Here is a 22,160-nt window from a genome sequence, read left to right on the forward strand (position 1 = left end):
AAATAGCGGCTTTTCAGTTAATAGGGCAGTAGATTTATTGCTTGTCGATTAATCCGCTCGCCACGCCTATCATAAATCGCCGTTGTATTTACCGAGGCATGACCCATAAGCCGCTGGACGGCAAATTTATCAGCATTGTTATCTAGTAGGGTTGTGGCAAAGGTTCGTCGCAAGTCATGTGATGTAAAATATTTCATATCTAAGTTTTTAATTATTCGTTTAATTGCATACGAAACGCCGTAAACGCCGAGCCTTTCACTAAACACCGAACCATGCCTATCCATTTGCCTAAATAACGCGCCCCTTGTGATTTCTGACGCTTCTAACCAGTCTTTTAGCGCTTCTTTAGCAAAATCATTCAAATAAACAATCCGGTAAGCTGAGCCTTTGCCGCAGATATAGAGTTTTGAATTATCAATATCGGTCACATCAATACGTGATATTTCGCCTCGTCTTATGCCGGTACAAGTACCTAGGGCGAAAATAGCTAAATCACGCTTATCAATATTCTTGTGTGATTTGACGTAGTTGTTTTTAACCGTCTTAACTTCTCGGTATTTTAATCGCCTCCCAGCAGGTGGCCGCCTACCTTTTATCTTCTTGATATCAGTTATTAGCTCGTAGGTATCAATGGATATAACTTTTCTGCGATAAAGGAATTTAGCAAAGTTTTTTAGCACTTGTATGTAAGCATTCAAGGAGCTGAATTTTACTGCATTACTTTTGAATTCGATAAACTTTAAAATCAAAACATCACTGATAACTGAGAAATCAATAAGCTCGTCAACCGACTTCTGAAAAGCAAAATTAACAAACATCTTAATTACGTTGAGTTGGTTGGTTCGCGTGGCTGGCTTTGTGTATCTAGCTAGAAAACAATCAATTTGCGGGTTTTTGATTAAGTTACTCATTTTTTTTAATGCTCCTTGAAAAAAAATTAAGCTAGTTTTTATCGCGCTTTCGTTATGCCAAAAGCGCCAAAACGCTAAAAACCCAAGTTTTGTTACAAATTAGATACCACTTTTTTATCGCAAATTTGCGATATTTTACTATTCTGGATCTATGTGGAGTTAATGATCAGGATCATCGGAGAGTATTATGCCATTGCCTTTATTGTGGTTGGGTGCTGCAACAGTATCTGCGCTTGCTGTTAGTGAACTGGTTCAAGACCGAAAGTCACAACAAAAATTAAGACATCAAAAATTGAGAACGCTGTCTGAGCAGGGCAGTAACCTAGAACATGTCGCTATCTATCCGTCAAGCGTCTTCGCAACTGAGCAATCGGTATTGCCAAAGCCCGGTGCTATCGTTTGTTGTGGTATTGCCGGAGTCCTTGAGCATACGGGCATTTGGGTAGGCGACAACACAATTGTTGAGTTATCGGGAAGTGGCTTGGTTAAGGCGGTTTCTCCTCAACGATTTTTAGACAATAGAAGTGGCGGAGAAATATTTATTGCCGCCGACTCGAAAGGCCAAGCGCTTGCGGATAACGATGCGGCAAGCAGGGCGGTGCAAGAAATCTATCAGTTTTACGACTATGACTTACTAGACAATAACTGTCACCACTTTGTTTGGCAGTGCTATCAACCTCAATCAGACAATCTAACCACGTTTGATCGCCTCAATACCAATATTGCTCAATACTTCGACCGCGTGGTTTACTGGGACAAGTGTCAAATTTAGTTAAAGCAGCTACTCTAGTTAAAGCAGTCAGGTCATTGGTTTATGGCGTGATTCTTTGATATTTGGTTTTTAACATACCGAGCTCACGGGCTTTATCAATACTGGCGTAGATATCATTTTGCTTGTTAAAAACCACATTGAGGGCATTTTTTTCAATGTTGATATCGCCACGCCAGTATTGATTGGTATTGTTGTCATTGTCTAATTGCGCTTGCTGGCTAAGATCAAAAGTACAGTGGCTAACAACACTTTCAATAAACTGGCTCATTTGCTCAGACATTGGTTTAGGCAAGTTATCAAGCGTTATTGATAACACATTAATGATCTGCTGGCTATTTTCCGGTAGCTTGATTAACGGCAACAAATGTTGCTCAACTAGCGCTCTCTCATCCGAGTCACCAAGCCACAAGACACTGTTATTTTGCATCATCACTAAAGTGTTAGGTTGCACTTGTTTAATGGCCTGATATATCGAACGCTGAGCTTGAGTGATGGCTGCATAACTATTAGCGGCAGTATCTGTTGATGAAATACTCAGTACATTCAAATACTTTTTATCGCTTGTGCTAACCGATAATGAAAGTTGCTGCCAAAATTGTTGCCAACTTAACAGCTGAGCAAACTGCTCGTTATTAACGCGTTGTTGTAGACTTCTTTTTTGACGGAAGGTGATCAGTGAAACAAGTGTTAGTATTAAAGAAATACCAAGCAAAATATAGAAATACTGCTGATATCGACTAAGTGTCGTTTTGCTCTGAGTTAACTGACTATCAGCTTCGGCGAGTGAAACATTAAGCTGAGCATTAGTAAGCTGCTGTTCGGTATTGGTAATTGATACTTGTTCTAATTCTTCAAGCGCTTGTTGTTTGCGTGCTAACCTTTTGCTCGCCAACTGATACGCTCGTTGATAATTTTGGTTGCTTAGGTACAACTGGCTAAGAAGCTCCTCTATGCGCTCAATAACTGCCGGGTACTCGGTGACTTTCTCGTTGTTTAATGTTTGCTCTAGCAGGTTTTGGGCAAGGGGATATTTTTGCTGGCGATTTGCCAATTCAGCTAGTGCTGTGTTATTTAACGCCCAAAAATAGGGAAATTCTTCGGGGTTTAAAATTCTATCGGCAGCACCTAAGTAATTTTGTGCTTGCTCAATGTTATTTTCTGCTAAATAGGCTTTACCGATAACGTGCTCAAGCTGACTGATGTTGGTTTTATCATCTAATTCTTGTGCTAATGCTAACGCATTTAAAAAGTGAATTAACGCCTGATCTAAACTATTGCCTTTTGCCAGGTAGGCATCGCCTAGTACCCGCATGGCTTTGACTTGTAGTCGTTTTTGCCCCATATCAAGATAGAGGGAAGCGGCATTATTGGCGTACTCGATACTTTTATCAAACAAACCTTGTTCGCTAAAGATAATTGACAGCCTCAGCTCAATAGAAGCAACTCTGGGTTTAGGTGTTTTTGAGTTAACCAGTTTTAACGCGTTTTGATAGTGGCGGTGAGCCTTGGCGAGTTTGTTTTGCTGAAAGCTAACGCGACCAGCAATAATATTGGCATAGAGCAGATCATCTGTATGTGAACTTTGCTCGGCAATTTTGATTGCTTGCTCAATGTAAATTTGTGCTTTATCGAGTTCTGCTTTTTGGTTGTACGCCTGAGTCATTGCCGTTGACAGATCAAAAGTCAAACGGCTCGCATCTTGGTGTTGACTCAATTTTACCGCGTCAAAAGCTAATGCTAGATCGACAATAGCGCGGTCGGTATCGCGAAATAAAATGCCATAGGTCTTTGCCCGTTCAAGTAGACTGCGGGCTTGATAATAGGGACCAATATCTTCACTGAGCTTTATCGCAAGATCGAAATACTTTATTGCTAACTCTTTTTTATTGTTTAAGCGGTAGCTGTAGGCGAGGTTGTGTTGGATAAAGTAACGGCTTTGCTTTGACAAATTGTTTTGTTCAAGCATTGGAGAGAGCTGCTCGATTGCTGTGCCCGAGTCTTTGGCAACGAGCGATTGGTAGCTGTCGGTAAAGGGTTTGATATCGGCTATTTCGGCGTTAACGGCGAAAGCGAACGTTAGCGAAGCGAGCAGTGTCATTCGTTTAAGTATTATGTGTTTAACTGCTAGCTGCTTAACCGAGTAGCTCGATGCAAAACGCTTATTTTGAATAACACGATTACAATGATTTTGTCGAATATTCGATGATTGAGCTTGCCCGCCAAGTAGTGGCAAATTGCGCCGAGCAGCACGAGCGAATATCGATAAAAGCATAATGAACCTACAGTAACATTAATTTGAAGTATTAAATCGATATTCTACGTAGGTGTGGCCTATGACCTCAAGCGCAATTGATTGTTTTAGGTAAAATATTTTTTAACCTCAACTTTGGATAAGAAATCGTGAATAACTATAGTATTCAGTCAGTTAGTTTTTTTATGCTTCTTCTAGTGAGAAATTTTGGCTGAAATCAAGGCGAATTTGCGCGTCAATAGCTTGCCTATTGCAAGTGAATTCAACGCGGATAGCAGTAAAAATAGCCGCTAGAAGCACATTAGTTATCCAAAGCTGAGGTTTTTTAGTAAGCCCCAAACATTTAGTTATCTTCTTTTGCTTTTGGGCGAGGGCATTGAGCGATGATATGATCGTGACCATGCTCGTCGGTTTCAACCAGTTTGACCTCAAACTGCCACAGGTGGTACAAGTGTTTTAGCACTTCATCTTTACTGTCAGCCAATGGAATATCTTGATGTGGCGTATATTTTAGCGTTAATGAACGGTCGCCATGAATATTGGCGTCGGTAATTTGAATATTAGCTTCCAAATTACTCAAATTATACTGATTTGATAGTGCTGTTCGTATTTCTTGGTAACCGCTGTCATTGTGAATAGCGGCAATTTCAACGAAGCTGTTTTTTTCGTCATCGTGAATCTGAAACAACTTAAAGTCACGGATTAGCTTTGGCGACAAAAATTGGCTAATGAAGCTTTCGTCTTTGAAGTTCTCCATTGCCCAATGCAAGGTTTTTAACCAATCGCTGCCAGCAATATCGGGGAACCAGCGCTTGTCTTCTTCGGTCGGATGCTGACAAATGCGTTTGATATCAACAAACATGTTGAAGCCCAGCGCATAAGGGTTAATACCAGAATAGTATTGGCTATTGAACTCAGGCTGAGCAACGACATTAGTATGACTGTGTAAAAACTCAATCATAAATTTGTCGCTAACTAAACCTTCGTCGTACAAATGGTTGAGAATAGTGTAATGCCAAAAACAGGCCCAACCCTCGTTCATCACTTGGGTTTGTTTTTGTGGATAGAAATACTGAGAGATTTTTCGCACAATTCGCACTATTTCGCGTTGCCAAGGCGTCAATAGAGGCGCATTTTTCTCGATAAAATAAAGCAAGTTCTCCTGCGGCTCGGCCGGAAATTTTTGCGTTTTGGGTTGGCTATGGCTGTCGTCTTTGGGCAGTGTTCGCCACAACATATTTACTTGAGACTGCAAGTAGGCCTCGCGCTCTTGCTGACGTTTATCTTCCTCCTCTAAAGAAATTTTTTGTGGCCTTTTGTAGCGGTCGACGCCGTGGTTCATCAGAGCATGACATGCATCTAAACAGGCTTCGACTTCGTCAATACCGTATTTTTGCTCACATTCGTGAATGTAGTTTTTGGCAAACAGTAAGTAATCAACAATGGAGTCGGCGTCGGTCCACGATTTGAACAAATAGTTGCCTTTGAAGAAAGAATTGTGGCCATAACACGCGTGCGCCATCACTAAGGCTTGCATGGTCATGGTGTTTTCTTCCATTAAATAAGCAATACAAGGGTTTGAGTTGATGACGATTTCATAGGCTAAGCCCATGTAACCGCGTTTGTAGGTTTGTTCAGTTTGAATAAACTTTTTGCCATAACTCCAATGGCTGTAACCAATTGGCATACCAACGCTAGCGTAGGCATCCATCATTTGCTCAGCGGTAATCACTTCTATTTGGTTCGGGTAAAAATCGAGCTGATAATAGTTTGCAACTCGTTCAATTTCGACTTGATACTGCTCTAGTAGTTCGAAGGTCCACTCTGGACTATCACTTAACATTTTTACCGTACCTTGGTTTTTCGTATCTTGGTTAGGTATGGTTTGATTTGGCATAGTATTGGCTTGTTCTGACATCACAATAACACTCCAATGTTAATTTATTGAGTACAATGGCGATTAGCGCTACGCCACCTGTTGACGATTCTTTTTAAATAACTGACGAAATACTGGGTAAATGTCTTCAACACTTCGAATGTGCTGCATGGCAAAGTGAGAATGGCTGGCAGCGAGTTTTTCATATTCGTGCCAGAGCGTTTGATGTGCGCGCTGGGTAATTTCAATGTAGCTAAAGTAACGCACCAGTTTTAGTAATTTTTGTTGCAACAGTTGATTGCAATAGGGGGAATCATCGGCCCAGTTGTCGCCGTCAGACGCTTGTGCACCATAGATGTTCCAGTTGCCGTCAAGATAGCGTTCAACAATGATTTTGTGCATCAACTCTAAGGCACTTGATGCTATGGTACCGCCAGTTTCTTGTGAGTAGAAAAACTCTTGCTCATCAACCTCTTTGGCTTGGGTGTGATGGCGAATGTAAACGACATCGATAGATTGATAGGTTCGAGTTAAAAACAGATACAACAAAATATAAAAACGCTTAGCCATATCTTTGGTGGCTTGATCCATTGAGCCAGAAACATCCATTAGGCAAAACATGACGGCTTTTGACGTCGGCACTGCTTGTTTTGCATAGTTGCGGTACTGCAAATCAAAACTGTCAATAAATGGCACTTTGGCAATTTTACTTTTCAGCTGAGCTATCTCGGCTTCTAAGTTGCGTTTTTGTTGAATATTTTCGTGGGGATCTTGCGCCAATTGTTCAAGCGCGTTTTGACACTCATGCAACTGCCTGCGCTTACTAGCTGTCATTGCAATTCGTCGTGCAATTGAGCCCTGTAAAGATTTAACGATATCGATATTGGCCGGTACGCCCTCTGCGCAATAACCACTGCGCACAGTCTTGTACTCAACCATTTTGTCTAATTGATTTTTCTCTAAATTAGGCAGCTCGAGATCTTCAAACAACAAATTGAGGTATTCGTCTTTTGAAATAGAAAAGACAAAGTCGTCGTTTCCCTCACCAGAGTCACTGGCATTACCTTGACCGGAGCCTTGCCCTTGCCCTTGTTGTGGTCGTTTTATTTTATCGCCCTTGGTGAACTGATCATTGCCAGGGTGAACGCGATCGCGCACGCCACCTTGACCTTGGTGAAAAATAGGTTCACTAAGGTCTTTTTTCGGGATAACAACACTTTCACCACTGTCGACATCGGTAACACTGCGACCATTAATGCTGTCAGAAACTGATTTTTTGATCTGACTTTTGTAGCGTCGTAAAAATCGCTGCCGATTTACCGTACTTTTGTTCTTGCTGTTTAAACGCCTGTCAATAAAATTGGCCATATACTACTCCTCATCAGTTAACTACTCTATTACGAGGATTTTCTGGCACGCAAATACCATTCAGATAGCAGCCTGACTTGTTTTTGGGTATAGCCTTTTGACATCATGCGCTCAACAAAGTCATCGTGCTTTTGTTGGTCTTCGGTAGACGTTTTTGCATTGAACGAAATAACCGGAAGTAAGTCTTCGGTATTTGAAAACATTTTCTTTTCGATGACCGTGCGCAGTTTTTCATAGCTAGTCCACAATGGGTTTTTGCCATTGTTATTGGCTTTAGCGCGCAAGACAAAGTTAACGATTTCATTGCGAAAATCTTTCGGGTTACTAATTCCAGCTGGCTTTTCTATTTTTTCCAGCTCGTTGTTTAAGGCTTCTCGGTCGAATAATTGACCCGTTTCGGCATCTCGGTATTCTTGATCTTGAATCCAGAAGTCAGCATAGGTGACATAGCGGTCGAAAATATTTTGCCCGTACTCAGAGTACGACTCTAAATAGGCTGTCTGAATTTCTTTACCGATAAATTCGATGTATTTAGGCGTTAAATATCCTTTGATGAACTCTAAATATTTCTCGGCAATTTCTTTGGGTAACTGTTCTCGTTCGATTTGCTGTTCAAGGACGTAAAACAGGTGTACAGGGTTGGCAGCGACTTCACCGTGATCAAAGTTAAAAACGCGCGACAATATTTTGAAGGCAAAACGCGTTGATAAGCCCGCCATACCTTCTTCAATACCGGCGTAGTCGCGATATTCTTGATACGATTTTGCTTTCGGGTCAGTGTCTTTGAGGCTTTCACCGTCATAGACCCGCATTTTTGAATACAAGCTTGAGTTTTCTGGTTCCATTAAGCGCGACAGCACCGTGAATTGCGCCAAGGTTTCTAGGGTGTCTGGTGCGCATTGCGCTTGACTAAGCTCACTGTTTTCAAGCAATTTTTGGTAAATTTTAACTTCTTCAGAAACGCGCATACAGTAGGGGACTTTAACGATATAAACCCTGTCTAAAAACGCTTCATTGTTTTTGTTGTTTCTGAAGCTTTGCCATTCCGATTCATTGGAGTGCGCGAGTAATATGCCGTCAAATGGCAAAGCAGACAAACCTTCGGTTGGGTTGTAATTACCTTCCTGAGTCGCGGTTAATAAGGGGTGAAGCACTTTTATCGGCGCTTTAAACATTTCGACAAATTCCATTACCCCTTGGTTGGCGCGACACAAGGCGCCTGAGTAACTATAAGCATCTGCATCGTTTTGAGCAAAATGTTCGAGTTGGCGAATATCAACTTTACCCACTAGTGATGAAATATCTTGGTTGTTGTCATCGCCCGGTTCTGTTTTGGCAATGGCAATTTGATTGAGAATAGAAGGATATACTTTGACAACACTAAACTTGGCAATATCACCTTTAAATTCTTGTAAGCGCTTGGCTGCCCATGGCGACATAATCGTGGTTAAGTAGCGTTTAGGGATTTGATATTCTTGTTGCAGTATTTTGCCATCGGCATTGGCGTCGAATAAACAAAACGGGTGGTCGTTTACTGGGCTGCGCTCGCCATTGGCACTGAGCACATAAATCGGCTCTTGTTGCATTAATGCTTTGAGTTTTTCAGCCAATGATGATTTACCGCCACCGACTGGGCCAAGTAAATACAATATTTGTTTTTTCTCTTCAAGGCCTTGAGAAGCGTGGGTTAGGTAGGAGACAATTTGCTCGATGGCATCTTCCATGCCGTAAAACTCTGAAAATGCAGGGTAGCGTGCAATAACGCGATTAGAGAAGATTCGACTTAATCTCGGATCGTTTGCCGTGTCAATCATCTCAGGTTCGCCAATGGCTTTAAGTAGCCGCTCTGAGGCGCTAGCGTAAGCAAATTTGTCTTGACGACAAAGATCGAGAAATTCTTGAATGCTGTAGTGTTCTTCTTGCGCCTGTTCGTAACGCGTTTGAAAATGTTGAAAAATACTCATAACCGCCTCCAAAACATCATGACTATCGCTCTTTTTAGCGCAGCCGCTACATTAAAGGGTCTGAGAAAGTAGACCGGAAAAGTGACAACAGAGTTCTAACAAGAGCGCTGTTTTACTATTTATAAGCGTAGTAGGTATACGCAAGAGAACAATAAAAAGATGGAATTTTTTGTAAATTTTTTAAACAAATTCAGCAAAGTATCTCGTTGTAATGGTTAGCTTTATTACCGAGGGTTGAGGTACGAGTTTTATGCGGGCAATAAAAAAGCCGGTAGTTAAGCTATCGGCTTTTGATGTTTTTATCGGTGGTAAATTGAGCCACCGAGGAATAATCTCTAGTGATTAAGCGAAGTTTGCTGCAGCAAAATCCCAGTTGATTAGTGCCCAGAACGCAGCTAAGTAGCTAGGGCGTAAATTGCGGTAGTCGATGTAGTAGGCGTGTTCCCACAAATCAACCGTCATTAATGGAGTAACACCTTCTTCAGTTAAAGGAGTTGCTGCATTTGAAGTGTTAACAATTGCTAAGCTGCCGTCGGCATTTTTTACTAACCACGTCCAGCTTGAGCCAAAGTTGTTTACTGCGCTGTCGTTGAATTTTTCTTGGAAAGCTTCGAAAGAACCAAAGCTTGCGTTGATTGCATCAGCTAATGCGCCAGTTGGTTGACCACCGCCATTCGGGCTTAAGCTGTTCCAGTAAAACGTGTGGTTCCAGATCTGTGCTGCATTGTTGAAAACACCACCAGTTGAAGATTTAACGATATCTTCTAATGACTTACCTTCAAACTCAGTACCTTCGATTAAACCGTTAAGCTTAACCACGTATGTGTTGTGATGTTTGCCGTAATGATACTCAAGGGTTTCTGCTGAAATGTGCGGTTCTAAGGCATTTTGCTCGTAAGGTAACGCAGGTAATTCAATAGCCATTTTTCTCTCCAAGAAAGGGTTATAAATAATTATTTTTTAGTTAACAATAAAGAAACTGTTTGTTTTTAGAAAAAACCTAGTAAAATACTCAAGTTTTCAAAAAACGTGCATAGTTTACTTATTTTTTTGTCGTTTGCCATAGTAATACTAATCTTATTAAACACTAGATTAGTCGATAGGCGAGTTTTTATGCACTGAGATGGTGTTTATTAAACATAGCCTAGTTACTTTATTGGGATGTGACAAACGAAAAACAACTCTATTAACAACAGGGCGATAACAACTATTTACTGATGATTATTGCGAAATAATCTAAATCTCGTGCTTGAATTTTGGTTTTTATGCCATATAAGTGAGTTTAGTCGTGCCGAACAGAGGTTATCATGGATACAATTGAGCGTATTAAAGAACAAATTAGCGAAAATCACATCTTACTTTACATGAAGGGTTCTCCCAAGCTGCCAAACTGCGGCTTTTCAGCCCAAGCATCACAAGCATTAATGTCTTGCGGTGAAAAATTTGCCTACGTTGATATTTTGCAAAATCCAGATATCCGCGCTGAGTTACCTGGTTATGCCGACTGGCCTACTTTCCCACAATTATGGGTTGAAGGTGAATTGATCGGCGGTTGTGACATTATTTTGGAAATGTATCAACAAGGCGAATTGCAAAGCTTAGTTAAAGAAGTTGCCGCGAAGCACGCAACTGAAGAAGACGCATAGTATTTATTTAATGGCGGATGTAACAGCATTCGCCTCAAAAAAAACGATAATAGTTAAGAAAAACACTTAAGCAATCATTGCTTTATTTACATATTGGAGAAGAAAATGAGTGTATTAGTTGGTCGTCCAGCCCCAGACTTTACCGCAGCAGCAGTACTTGGTAGTGGTGAAATTGTTGATAGCTTCACGTTATCAGAAGCCATCAAAGGTAAAAAAGCGGTTGTCTTCTTTTACCCGCTAGACTTCACTTTTGTATGTCCTTCAGAATTAATCGCTTTTGATCACCGTATGGACGAGTTCAAGAGCCGTGGCGTTGAAGTTATCGGTGTATCAATCGATTCTCAATTCAGCCACAACGCATGGCGTAACACACCAGTAAACGAAGGTGGTATTGGCCCAGTGCAATACACTTTAGTTGCTGATGTTAAACACGAAATTTGTCAAGCATACGACGTTGAGCATCCAGAAGCTGGCGTTGCTTTCCGTGGTTCATTCTTAATTGATGAAGAAGGTAACGTACGTCACCAAGTAGTTAACGATTTACCACTTGGCCGCAACGTTGATGAAATGTTACGTATGGTTGATGCATTACAATTCCACCAAGATCACGGTGAAGTTTGTCCAGCAGGTTGGGAAAAAGGTGACAAAGGTATGACAGCTTCTGCTGAAGGTGTTGCCTCTTACCTAACTGACAACGCTGACGAGCTATAATTTTATTCACGAGTAATATTCTTACTCGCGGAGTAAAAGTTTTACTAAAAATTCTCGCTGAGTAATCAGCGAGGATTTTTTATATACAGGACGTATGGTATTCCGCGGTGCCATGGCCGAGAGTTTCTATCTCTATCTCTATCTCTATCTCTATCTCTATCTTATATCCTTTCCCGCTACCTCTTGCTCTGTTATCCAAAAGCGGTTATTTTAATTTAATCGATGTCTGGTCTGACCTTTGAGGGAAAAGAAATTGGCAAAGCAACAACAAGCAAGGCAAGAAATAAAACAAGAATCGCTTTATCTTGACGATGACGGTCATCAACTTCATCTCAGACATATATATGGTGATCAATTAGGTACACCCATATTGATGCTGCACGGCACCGTTGAAAATGGCAAAATTTTTTATACTGATTCTGGTAAAGGTTTAGCGTGTTTTCTCGCTGAGCAAGGTTTTAATGTTTTTGTCGCGGATTTTCGAGGCCGCGGCAAAAGCGTTCCTAATGTTGCTGAGCGAAATGATCACGGTCAGTTAGAATCGATTCAACGTGATATTCCTGCGTTCTTAAAGTTTGTTTTTGCTAAAACCAATCAACCAGCCCACCTTATTTGTCACTCGTGGGGCGGGGTATTACTGGCAAGCTGTTTAGCACGCTACCCTGAAAATCTCGATTATGTTCGCAGTAAAATATGCTTTGGCACTAAGCGAACCATATCCGTCAAGAGTGTTGAAAAATGGTTCAAGCTAGATCTATTTTGGCACTGGCTGGCGCCAAAACTTTCGAAGAAAACAGGCTATTTTGATGCAGTCAGCAAAAAACTTGGCGCTGACAATGAAACGCGCATTTCAGTGCAAGACATTTCAGCATGGGTCAAGCAGGGAAAATGGCGAGACCGCATTGACGACTTCGATTATCAGCAAGCGGCGCAATCAATTACATGGCCACCAACATGGCATATCACTGGGGTCAATGATAAGTTGATGGGGCATCAACGGGACGTAAAACGCTTCATTGAAGAAACCAATAATCAAGCCGCCAAGTTTTCACTATTGTCTAGAAGTGCTGGCAATCATTTCGACTATGACCACATTAACATTTTGACTCACCCTAAAGCTCGGGATGATCACTTTCCCGAATTGATTAAATGGTTAAAAAATTATGAAGAGGCGATGTCAGATTAGGTATACTAGCGTTTTAACTTATTTTGTAATTTGACTATGCGTTTTTTATCTCGTCGTTTGGTGATGCCAAATGATTTGAATTATGCCAATGCACTTTTTGGCGGCCGAGCCCTAGAATGGATTGACGAAGAAGCGGCAATTTTTGCTATTTGTAAGTTGGAAACCAACTGTTTGGTCACCAAGCACATGGGAGAGATCAGCTTCGAGTCACCTGCATTGCAGGGAGATATTGTCGAATTTGGCTTAGCTGTGAAAAAAGTAGGCCGTACCTCAATCACGGTGACTTGTTTGGTACGCAATAAAGCAACTAAAAAGACGATTTGTTTGGCTGATGATATCGTGTTTGTTCAAATTGACCCCAAAACTCATTCGCCAGTTGCTCATGGCAAAACTATGGCAATGCTGACATCCAAGCCGCAGCAAAAATTAGAACAAGAACTAGAGCAAGATATTGAAATAGAAAGTAAAGCGCTTTAAATGCTTTATTTAGTTTGTGATAGGTGTGCGATGAATTGAAGCGTGTCTGACACCAAAACAATAAAAAAACGGCGCGTTAACAGCGCCGTTTTTTGTTTCCTAATCCGCTATAGGTAAAAGCCGGATTATTTGCTGTTGATCCAATCGTTAATATTTTGCTCCAATACGGCCATAGGCACGGCTCCACCCAATAAAATCAGATCGTGAAATTCGCCTAAATCAAATTTGTCACCTAACACAGCCTCAGCATGTGCACGCATTGATAAAATCTTGAGCATGCCAAGTTTGTAACCCAGCGCTTGACCGGGCCATGCCATATAGCGCTCGATTTCTGAAATAACATCTGACTTTGCCGAACCTGTCGTTTTGGCCATGTAATCAATAGCTTGCTCACGAGACCAACGCTTGTGATGTAAACCCGTATCAACAACTAAGCGAACGGCACGGAACAGCTCAGCTTGCAAGCGGCCTAAATCGCCAAAAGGGTCGTCTTGATACATGCCTAACTCTGCTGCAACCTGCTCAGAATAAAGTGCCCAGCCTTCGATGTAGGCGTTATACGGAGCAATGCGTCGTAAAAACGGCAAACTGTCTTGTTCCAAGTTTAATGCCACTTGCCAGTGGTGCCCAGGGTTTGCTTCGTGATACGTCAGTGTTTTAAGACCAAATTTCGGATTTGCCTTCATATCTCTGAGGTTAATCCAGTAAATGCCCGGTTTTGAACCATCAACTGACGGTGGCGTGTATTGGCCACCTGGAGCGCCGTCTTGCACTTCTTTAGAAAAGGCTCTTACTTCAACGCGATATGACGGTGCAGTTTTAAAAAGCGGCTGCATTTTCTCGGTAATTTCGTCGATATAACCGTTTAAATCAGCAAGCAGGTCAGCACGCCCTTGTTCAGAATCTGGGTATAAAAAGCGCTCTTCGTCATTAAGCGCCACCATACGCTCGCCAACAGTGCCCTGAACATAACCTTGCGATGTTAAGATACTGTTCATCTCAGCGGTAATGCGTTTGACTTCATCAAGGCCAATCTGATGAATTTGCTCAGCACTTAACTTGCTATCTCCCAGTTGCTCGATAGCGTCCTGATAATATTTAGCACCATTTGGCTGTGCCCAAATACCAGACTCGACTCTCGCATTGCTCATGAGTTGCTCTGTCGCTTGTGCTATTGACTGATACGCTGGGTAAACAACTTCGCTTACCGCTTTTGTAGCTTGCGCGATTAAGTCTTGTTTTTGCTCAGTGCTGAGTGCGCTGATAGCGTTAACTTTTTCAGCGAAAGCTGTTGTTAGTGGGTGCTGTGCTGGCGTTGATTGAGTGAAGCGGTTGAGGTAGCTCAGTGCGCCCTCTAGCGTTACTTTTGGCGCAATCCAACCTTGGGCAACATCGGCGGCAAGTTTGGTTTCAATGCTGCCAATAAGCTGATCAAATTGGTTCAAACGGGCAATATAATCTTGCGCTTGTGCTTCATTGGTCAATGGTTGATCGGTTTGCATGTAACGAGGAATATCGATCAATGGGCCGTTAATTTGGTTGACGACAAAAGGTGAAAGTCCCATCCATGTGTCGATATAACCAATGGGGAAATCGGGATGGCCGGCAAAATAGCGGGTTAAGTTTGCCATCACTAATTGGGTGTTTTTGTCGTTAGTGCTGGCGCCATTGAGTGGTGCGTTTTTGATTTTTTTCGATAAAGCCAGTAACGATGCTCTTAGCTCTGCTTCGGTTGCTGGCTGATAGCTTTCCATTTTGCCTTGGTATTCAAAACCGACCTGGTCGCTAGAAAGTCCGTATAAGGTTGCGGATAATACGCGTTTTTGAAATAGCACTCGGTTGGCTTCACGATATAGTTGCTCTAGGTATTGTTGTTCACTTATCGCGTTTTCAACTTTCTGCTCCGCTTTAGCTGTGCTCGTCGCGGTTGTTTGCTGATTTTGACAGCCGAAAAGGGCAATTGATAGTGCTGCTGCAATGCTTGTTAATTTTAAGTTCATTGGATAATTTATCCTTGTTTTTATGCGTATTTTTTATGACTGAAAACGCTTATTAGTATAACGTTAATGAACTTAGCTTTGCTAGCATTGAGCACGACCATGAGCTCAATTGGACTTTTGTCGTGTACAAAAAATCATCCAATATCTTGGGATATTAATTAGCGGTGTTTATTTCGCCGATTCAACGTGTTATTACATGTTAATAATCAAAGGCTTATGTTGTGACAGTAAAATAGCAAATAAGCACTTGAATTCACGCTGAGATGTGCGCAGAATGGTGCTTTTAAAAAGACGCAAAAACCGTAGTTTTTGTGTTACTATGCGCTTTTAAGCAAGTGTCTCATGCTAACGTTAAGTACACTTGTAGCAGTAGAGTTTACAATGTGAGCTTTTTATGCCGCACTCTCACTCTAATTATAATAATTTCGATAAAATATCTATTCATAGGGAAACCATCGATTTATGACCGATCTGGCAAAAGAAATCGTTCCTGTAAATATTGAGGACGAGCTGAAAAGCTCATATCTAGATTACGCGATGAGCGTAATTGTTGGCCGTGCATTACCAGATGTTCGAGATGGCTTAAAACCAGTACACAGACGCGTTTTATATGCACAAAATGTATTGGGCAACGACTTCAACAAACCGTATAAAAAATCGGCGCGTGTCGTTGGTGACGTAATCGGTAAATATCACCCGCACGGTGATACTGCTGTATACGATACCATTGTTCGTTTGGCACAGCCGTTTTCAATGCGTTACATGTTAGTAGATGGTCAAGGTAACTTCGGTTCTGTTGACGGTGACTCTGCGGCGGCGATGCGTTATACCGAAATTAGAATGGCGAAAATCTCCCATTCAATTTTAGCAGACCTCGACAAAGAAACCGTTGATTTTGTTCCTAACTACGACGGCACTGAGCAAATTCCGGCGGTAATGCCGACCCGTATTCCTAACTTACTGGTTAATGGTACTTCTGGTATTGCTGTTGGTATGGCGACGAATATTCCGCCACACAACTTAACCGAGGTGATCAACGGTTGTTTAGCCTTGATTGAAAATCAAGACTTAACCATTGATGAGTTACTTGATTACGTGCCTGGTCCAGATTTCCCAACTGCTGGTATTATCAGTGGTAAAGCGGGTATTGTTGAAGCGTACAAAACTGGCCGCGGTAAAATTAACATCCGTGCACGCGCTGAAATTGAAACTGAAGATAACGGCAAAGAAACCATTATTGTTCACGAGTTACCTTATCAAGTGAACAAAGCTCGCTTAATTGAAAAAATGGCTGAGCTAGTTAAAGAGAAACGCCTTGAAGGTATCTCTGCCTTGCGTGATGAGTCTGACAAAGACGGTATGCGCATGGTTATTGAAATCAAGCGTGGTGAAGTGGGTGAAGTTGTCTTAAACAACTTGTACAAACTGACACAAATGCAAGTGTCGTTTGGCTTAAATATGGTCGCCTTAGCCGAGGGTCAGCCAAAGTTATTTAACTTAAAAGAAATGCTTGAAGCGTTCTTGCTTCACCGACGCGAAGTGGTGACTCGCAGAACGATTTTTGAGTTGCGCAAAGCAAGAGACAGAGCCCATATCTTAGAAGGTTTATCGATTGCATTAGCTAATATTGACCCAGTTATCGAATTAGTTAAAAACTCAGCCAACAGAAAAGAAGCGGAAGAAAAATTAGTTGCTCAAGGTTGGGCACTAGGTAATGTCGCAGGCATGCTTGAAGCTGCTGGTACAGATGCCGCTCGCCCTGAATGGCTAGAAGAACAATACGGTATTCGCGACAATTTATACTACTTAACGCCAGCACAGGCGAAAGCGATTGTTGACCTACAACTCTACAAGTTGTCAGGTATGGAACACGAAAAAATTCTAAGTGAGTATAAAGAGTTATTAGATTTAATTGCAGAATTATTGCATATTCTTGCAAGTTCAGTCCGTTTGATGGAAGTTATTCGTGAAGAACTCGAAGCTATTCGTGATGAGTTTGGCGATGAGCGCCGTACTGAGATTACGGCAGCCTCTCACGATCTATCGCTAGAAGATTTGATCAATGAAGAAGATGTCGTAGTAACGCTTTCTCACGAAGGTTACGTTAAGTATCAAGCGTTGACCGATTACGAAGCGCAGCGTCGCGGCGGTAAAGGTAAAGCAGCGACTAAAATGAAAGATGAAGACTTTATCGAACGCTTGTTGGTCGCCAATACTCACGATACGATTCTGTGTTTCTCAAATCGCGGTAAACTTTACTGGTTGAAAGTCTATCAATTGCCACTTGCGAGCCGCACAGCTCGTGGTCGTCCAATTGTCAACTTATTACCTCTTGAAGCCGATGAGCGCATTACTGCTATTTTACCTGTACGCGAATATGAAGATGACAAGTACATCATTATGGCTACGGCTTCAGGTACTGTGAAGAAAACGCCATTGACAGCATATTCTAATCAGCGTGCTAACGGTATTATTGCCCTTAACTTAAGAGATGATGACACCTTAATTGGCGTGGATATTACCGATGGTAACAACGACATTATGTTGTTCTCTGATGAAGGTAAAGTGGTTCGCTTTAACGAGAAGTTGCGCGATAGCGAAACTGGTGAAGTGAAAATTGATCCGGAAACAGGTGAAGAAATGCACGCACTTCGCGCGATGGGACGAACAGCAACAGGTGTTCGTGGTATCAAGCTCGAAGGTGATCAAAAAGTCGTATCACTTATCGTACCTAAAAATGACGGGCCAGTATTGACTGTCACTGAAAATGGTTACGGTAAGCGCACTGCGTTGGAAGAGTATCCAGCTAAGAGCCGTGCAACTAAGGGTGTTGTTTCAATCAAAGTGAGCGAGCGCAACGGCAAAGTTGTTGGCGCTGTTCAAGTTGAGGAAAATGACGAGATCATGATGATTACTGACAACGGAACGCTGGTGCGTACCCGTGTCAACGAAGTGAGCGTGATTGGTCGTAATACCCAAGGTGTGCGCTTGATTCGTACCGCCGATGACGAGCACGTAGTTGCTTTACAGCGCATCGACGAAATTGAAGAAGTAGCTACTGCTGATGTTGACGGCGAAACCATTAGCGAAGTAACGGGTGAGACTGTTGCTAGTGATGCAACTGATGCTCAAGCTGAACAATCAGGTGATACTGCCACCGAAGATTAAGACGATAGTGTCTTATCAGCATAAAAATGGGCGGTTTATCCGCCTATTTTTTTATGTACAGGAAGTACGGTATAGCGCGGTGTCATGGATGACAAAGAGCGCATATGTACAGGAAGTACGGTCAGGTTTATTGTTCCGTACAAAACCTAAGTACGGGCATCCTTGCCCGCAATAACGCGGTGTCATGGAGGACAAGGAGCGTAGTTTTAAGTTCAGTAGCGTGGGTCAGATGTTCATACCCACGAGCAGCCAAAGCTATTGTCGTGGATAACGAGTTACCCACACGGCAAAAATTTATAATGTATTTAGTCTTTTATTAGTTAGTTTTAATTTTAGAGGTGAAACAAAAAGTTATGTCAGGGGTTTATAATTTTTGCGCAGGTCCTGCAATGTTGCCGGTAGAGGTCATGAAAAAAGCCCAGCAAGAGTTTGTCGATTGGCAGTCCCACGGCTGCTCAGTGATGGAACTGAGCCATCGCAGTAAAGACTATATTGCCGTCGCTGAACAAGCAGAAGCGGATTTACGCTCCTTGCTCGATATTCCTGACAACTACAAAGTATTGTTTTGCCATGGTGGTGGTCGCGGCCAGTTTTCAGCGGTGCCATTAAATTTATTGTCTGTTGGTGGCAAAGCCGATTATGTTGTCACTGGTTCGTGGTCAAAGGCCGCGGCAAAGGAGGCGGCGGAATATGGTGACATCAATGTTGTTGATGCCATTGCTGAGCAAAACGGTTCAAAGTCTGTCATCGCGAGCAGCGAGTGGTCGTTATCTGCAGGTGCTGATTATGTCCACTACTGCCCAAATGAAACTGTTGATGGCATTGAAATGTTTGATGTTCCCAACACTGGCGACATTCCATTGGTGGCGGATATGTCATCAACCATTTTGTCTCATCAAATTGATGTTGCTAAGTTTGGTGTTATCTACGCAGGCGCGCAAAAAAATATTGGCCCGTCGGGGTTAACTTTAGTGATTGTTCGCGATGACTTACTCGGTAAAGCTCGCCAAGGCACGCCTTCAATTATGAATTACCAAACGTTGGCCAATAGCGACTCTATGTACAACACACCACCAACTTATGCTTGGTATTTAGCTGGTTTAGTTTTTCAATGGTTAAAGCAACTTGGTGGCGTACCGGCGATAGAGCAGGTTAATAGAGACAAGGCGGCGCTACTTTATCAATTTATCGATAACAGCGATTTTTACCTAAATACTATCAGCCCCGAAAATCGCAGCAGAATGAACGTGCCTTTTTGGCTGAGCAACGAGGCGTTAAATAGTGACTTTTTAGAGCAGGCTGAACAACAAGGGTTGTTGGCGCTAAAAGGGCATCGCAGCGTTGGTGGTATGCGAGCTAGCATATACAACGCAATGCCAATTGAAGGTGTACAAGCCTTAGTAGATTTTATGAAAAAGTTTGAACAAGAGAATAAATAAATGGAGCAACTTACGCTAAATCCGATTGATAAAATTGTCGGTGAAGTTTTTTTACCAGGCTCTAAAAGCTTATCAAATCGCGCTTTGCTGATCGCAGCCTTGGCAAAAGGCACAACCAAAATTACTAATTTGTTGGTCAGCGATGACATCAAGCACATGTTAAATGCATTAACTGCGTTAGGAATTGAGTATCAACTTAGCGAGTGTGGTACCGAGTGCACAGTTGTTGGCAACAATGGCTTTTTTAGTACTGACAAGTTGCTAGAGCTTTATTTGGGTAATGCGGGTACAGCAATGCGTCCACTGTGCGCAGCACTTGCTGCAAGTAAAGGGGAGTTTATTCTCACGGGTGAACCGCGCATGAAAGAACGCCCGATTGGCCATTTGGTTGATGCCTTGGCCCAGCTTGGTTGCGATATTGAATATTTGGAAAATAACGATTATCCACCTGTTAAAATCAATGGCCGCCCACTTTCTGGTGACAAAGTGACTATTGATGGTTCGATTTCAAGTCAGTTTTTAACTGCTATCTTGATGATAACGCCACTGTTAGCGACAGATACTGAAATTGTTATTGAAGGCGACCTAGTATCGAAACCTTATATCGATATTACGCTTGATATAATGAGTCGTTTTGGTGTTTTTGTGACTAACAACAACTATCAATCGTTTAGCGTCAAAGGGCAGCAAACATACCAAGCCCTTGAGCGTTATATGGTTGAAGGTGACGCGTCGTCGGCATCTTACTTTTTAGCTGCTGGTGCAATCAAAGGCGGCCAAGTGACAGTTCACGGCGTTGGTAAACTCAGTGTTCAAGGCGATAAACACTTTGCTGATGTCTTAGAGCAAATGGGTGCAGAAGTTACCTGGCAAGATGAATCCATTACCGTTGTCGGTAAGCCATTATCAGCTGTTGACATGGATATGAACCACATCCCAGACGCGGCCATGACCATTGCGACAGCGGCACTTTTTGCTAAAGGAACAACGTCGATTCGCAATATTTACAATTGGCGCGTCAAAGAAACTGATCGTTTATCGGCAATGGCAACTGAGCTGAGAAAAGTAGGTGCGGTTGTTGACGAAGGTGAGGATTATATTTCGGTAACACCGCCTGAAACACTTGTGCACGCAGAGATTGACACCTATAACGATCATCGAATTGCCATGTGTTTTTCATTAGTCGCATTAAGTGATACACCGGTTACGATTAACGACCCTAAGTGTACTGCGAAAACATTCCCAGATTATTTTGATAAATTGGCGCAAGTGTCTTTGTAAGTCAGAACCATTTGCTAAGTAACTGTTGCTAAATAACCACCGGCGAGCACCGACTGTGCTCGCCATTGAACTTACACCAAAAAATCGACTCTACTACTAGCATTCAGTCTAGTATTATCAAAGTTGTCCAATTAGTCAGTAATTTTATTTTCAGACATCGGGTCTATGCTAGACCGATATAACATTTGCGCCAACGCAATAAACTGACAAATTTGTCGGGCAATAATGTTACAAAATAATTTTTTACGCGATTTTATCGATATATTCCCGTATAATCGCGGCGATTTTTACCTTTGGAGAAAAAATGTATGCAGGATAGCGTTCCAATTATCACCATTGATGGTCCGAGTGGAGCTGGTAAGGGAACAGCAGCGCGATTAGTTGCGGAGCGTTTAGGTTGGCACTTATTAGATAGTGGTGCAATTTATCGAGTGCTGGCGTTAGCGACTCAGCATCACCACATTAGTTTAGATGAAGAAGAGCCAATAGTGCCGATAGCCGCGCACTTAGATGTCCAGTTTGAAATCGACAACCAAAGTGAAAGCAAAATCGTTTTAGAAGGTGAAGATGTCACCAATGCGATTCGCACTGAGGAAGTTGGCGCGTTGGCGTCAAAGGTTGCTGCTTTCCCGCGTGTTAGAGAAGCATTATTGCGTCGTCAGCGCGCATTTCGCGTTGAGCCAGGTTTAGTGGCTGACGGTCGAGATATGGGCACCGTGGTTTTTACTGATTCGCCCGTTAAAGTATTTTTAACTGCTAGCGCTGAAGAACGCGCTGAGCGCCGTTTTAATCAGTTGAAAGATAAAGGCTTTGATGTTAGTATCGGGCGCCTTTTGGAAGACATACGTCTACGTGACGAGCGTGATCGCAACCGTGAAGTTGCGCCGCTAGTACCAGCAGAAGGTGCGTTAGAGATTGATTCTACAGAACTTTCTATTGATCAAGTGGTAGAAAAAATCCTTGGTTTTGCCCAAGAACAGCTAGCGCAAGTAGAGGAAGCTTAAGCGTTTACGCATAGGCTTTTTAGTTATTTTTTTACTTTGGCCATGGATGTGCTTGAGTTTTATTCACAACCCCATGAGACAGGTAGTCGATTGGATACTAAACATT

At 42.3% G+C, this 22,160-nt stretch carries 16 protein-coding genes; 9 read left to right on the plus strand and 7 right to left on the minus strand.

Translation table 11 applies throughout. The features are described from left to right. Window positions 1-17 precede the first annotated feature (17 nt). A complete protein-coding gene (locus J7384_RS10260) occupies window positions 18-911 on the minus strand; it encodes a tyrosine-type recombinase/integrase (protein WP_209113692.1) in 894 nt (297 codons plus the stop codon). A gap of 187 nt (window positions 912-1,098) precedes the next feature. On the opposite strand from J7384_RS10260, the gene J7384_RS10265 reads away from it, so the two are divergent. After that, window positions 1,099-1,683, plus strand: a complete 585-nt coding sequence (locus J7384_RS10265) for a lecithin retinol acyltransferase family protein (protein WP_209113694.1) — start codon at window positions 1,099-1,101, stop codon at window positions 1,681-1,683. 40 nt (window positions 1,684-1,723) lie between these two features. On the opposite strand, the gene J7384_RS10270 is transcribed toward J7384_RS10265, so the two are convergent. From J7384_RS10270 to sodB, 5 genes are all read right to left on the minus strand, one after another. Beyond that, window positions 1,724-3,955, minus strand: coding sequence for a hypothetical protein (locus J7384_RS10270; RefSeq protein ID WP_209113696.1), 2,232 nt, complete (start codon window positions 3,953-3,955; stop codon window positions 1,724-1,726). 322 nt (window positions 3,956-4,277) lie between these two features. Continuing rightward, window positions 4,278-5,852, minus strand: a complete 1,575-nt coding sequence (locus J7384_RS10275; RefSeq protein WP_280636360.1) for a SpoVR family protein — start codon at window positions 5,850-5,852, stop codon at window positions 4,278-4,280. 48 nt (window positions 5,853-5,900) lie between these two features. After that, entirely contained in the window at window positions 5,901-7,178 is a 1,278-nt protein-coding gene (locus J7384_RS10280; RefSeq protein ID WP_209113698.1) for a YeaH/YhbH family protein, read from the minus strand. Between the two features lie 29 nt (window positions 7,179-7,207). Beyond that, on the minus strand, window positions 7,208-9,142 hold the full coding sequence (locus J7384_RS10285; protein WP_209113700.1) for a PrkA family serine protein kinase: 1,935 nt from the start codon (window positions 9,140-9,142) through the stop codon (window positions 7,208-7,210). A gap of 342 nt (window positions 9,143-9,484) precedes the next feature. Then, window positions 9,485-10,066, minus strand: coding sequence for a superoxide dismutase [Fe] (gene sodB, locus J7384_RS10290; RefSeq protein WP_209113702.1), 582 nt, complete (start codon window positions 10,064-10,066; stop codon window positions 9,485-9,487). Window positions 10,067-10,449: 383 nt separating this feature from the next. On the opposite strand from sodB, the gene J7384_RS10295 reads away from it, so the two are divergent. From J7384_RS10295 to J7384_RS10310, 4 genes are all read left to right on the plus strand, one after another. Beyond that, complete coding sequence (locus J7384_RS10295; RefSeq protein ID WP_247741737.1) at window positions 10,450-10,788, plus strand: Grx4 family monothiol glutaredoxin; 339 nt, start codon at window positions 10,450-10,452, stop codon at window positions 10,786-10,788. 105 nt (window positions 10,789-10,893) lie between these two features. Further along, the gene (locus tag J7384_RS10300; RefSeq protein WP_209113704.1) at window positions 10,894-11,499 is read left to right on the plus strand and encodes a peroxiredoxin C; all 606 of its coding nucleotides are present in this window, start codon (window positions 10,894-10,896) and stop codon (window positions 11,497-11,499) included. A 253-nt stretch (window positions 11,500-11,752) separates the two neighbouring features. Further along, complete coding sequence (locus tag J7384_RS10305) at window positions 11,753-12,685, plus strand: alpha/beta fold hydrolase (protein WP_209113706.1); 933 nt, start codon at window positions 11,753-11,755, stop codon at window positions 12,683-12,685. Between the two features lie 36 nt (window positions 12,686-12,721). Beyond that, the gene (locus tag J7384_RS10310; protein WP_209113708.1) at window positions 12,722-13,162 is read left to right on the plus strand and encodes a hotdog domain-containing protein; all 441 of its coding nucleotides are present in this window, start codon (window positions 12,722-12,724) and stop codon (window positions 13,160-13,162) included. A gap of 125 nt (window positions 13,163-13,287) precedes the next feature. On the opposite strand, the gene J7384_RS10315 is transcribed toward J7384_RS10310, so the two are convergent. Beyond that, window positions 13,288-15,162: a DUF885 domain-containing protein gene (locus J7384_RS10315; protein WP_209113710.1), complete on the minus strand. Its 1,875-nt coding sequence runs from the start codon at window positions 15,160-15,162 to the stop codon at window positions 13,288-13,290. A 462-nt stretch (window positions 15,163-15,624) separates the two neighbouring features. Between J7384_RS10315 and gyrA the strand changes: the two genes are divergently transcribed. The 4 genes from gyrA to cmk all read left to right on the plus strand — a co-directional run bounded on the left by gyrA (window position 15,625) and on the right by cmk (window position 22,054). Beyond that, window positions 15,625-18,330 (plus strand): DNA topoisomerase (ATP-hydrolyzing) subunit A, encoded by a 2,706-nt coding sequence (gene gyrA, locus J7384_RS10320; RefSeq protein WP_209113712.1) that lies wholly within the window; start codon window positions 15,625-15,627, stop codon window positions 18,328-18,330. A gap of 353 nt (window positions 18,331-18,683) precedes the next feature. After that, on the plus strand, window positions 18,684-19,769 hold the full coding sequence (gene serC, locus J7384_RS10325; RefSeq protein ID WP_209113714.1) for a 3-phosphoserine/phosphohydroxythreonine transaminase: 1,086 nt from the start codon (window positions 18,684-18,686) through the stop codon (window positions 19,767-19,769). Continuing rightward, entirely contained in the window at window positions 19,770-21,050 is a 1,281-nt protein-coding gene (gene aroA / locus J7384_RS10330; RefSeq protein WP_209113716.1) for a 3-phosphoshikimate 1-carboxyvinyltransferase, read from the plus strand. A 308-nt stretch (window positions 21,051-21,358) separates the two neighbouring features. Beyond that, the gene (cmk, locus tag J7384_RS10335; RefSeq protein WP_209113718.1) at window positions 21,359-22,054 is read left to right on the plus strand and encodes a (d)CMP kinase; all 696 of its coding nucleotides are present in this window, start codon (window positions 21,359-21,361) and stop codon (window positions 22,052-22,054) included. The last annotated feature ends 106 nt before the right edge of the window (window positions 22,055-22,160 follow it).

Origin of the sequence: Endozoicomonas sp. G2_1 (genome assembly GCF_017744155.1) — a bacterium.
Lineage (GTDB): Bacteria > Pseudomonadota > Gammaproteobacteria > Enterobacterales > Alteromonadaceae > JAGHQT01.

Bases quoted from the DNA above. Each gene is read 5' to 3' on its own strand.
- aroA (WP_209113716.1), top strand. From the start codon at position 19,770: ATGGAGCAACTTACGCTAAATCCGATTGATAAAATTGTCGGTGAAGTT.
- gyrA (WP_209113712.1), top strand. From the start codon at position 15,625: ATGACCGATCTGGCAAAAGAAATCGTTCCTGTAAATATTGAGGACGAG.
- J7384_RS10275 (WP_280636360.1), bottom strand. From the start codon at position 5,852: ATGTCAGAACAAGCCAATACTATGCCAAATCAAACCATACCTAACCAA.
- J7384_RS10265 (WP_209113694.1), top strand. From the start codon at position 1,099: ATGCCATTGCCTTTATTGTGGTTGGGTGCTGCAACAGTATCTGCGCTT.
- cmk (WP_209113718.1), top strand. From the start codon at position 21,359: ATGCAGGATAGCGTTCCAATTATCACCATTGATGGTCCGAGTGGAGCT.
- J7384_RS10310 (WP_209113708.1), top strand. From the start codon at position 12,722: ATGCGTTTTTTATCTCGTCGTTTGGTGATGCCAAATGATTTGAATTAT.
- J7384_RS10260 (WP_209113692.1), bottom strand. From the start codon at position 911: ATGAGTAACTTAATCAAAAACCCGCAAATTGATTGTTTTCTAGCTAGA.
- sodB (WP_209113702.1), bottom strand. From the start codon at position 10,066: ATGGCTATTGAATTACCTGCGTTACCTTACGAGCAAAATGCCTTAGAA.
- J7384_RS10270 (WP_209113696.1), bottom strand. From the start codon at position 3,955: ATGCTTTTATCGATATTCGCTCGTGCTGCTCGGCGCAATTTGCCACTA.
- J7384_RS10280 (WP_209113698.1), bottom strand. From the start codon at position 7,178: ATGGCCAATTTTATTGACAGGCGTTTAAACAGCAAGAACAAAAGTACG.
- J7384_RS10285 (WP_209113700.1), bottom strand. From the start codon at position 9,142: ATGAGTATTTTTCAACATTTTCAAACGCGTTACGAACAGGCGCAAGAA.
- J7384_RS10315 (WP_209113710.1), bottom strand. From the start codon at position 15,162: ATGAACTTAAAATTAACAAGCATTGCAGCAGCACTATCAATTGCCCTT.
- serC (WP_209113714.1), top strand. From the start codon at position 18,684: ATGTCAGGGGTTTATAATTTTTGCGCAGGTCCTGCAATGTTGCCGGTA.
- J7384_RS10300 (WP_209113704.1), top strand. From the start codon at position 10,894: ATGAGTGTATTAGTTGGTCGTCCAGCCCCAGACTTTACCGCAGCAGCA.
- J7384_RS10295 (WP_247741737.1), top strand. From the start codon at position 10,450: ATGGATACAATTGAGCGTATTAAAGAACAAATTAGCGAAAATCACATC.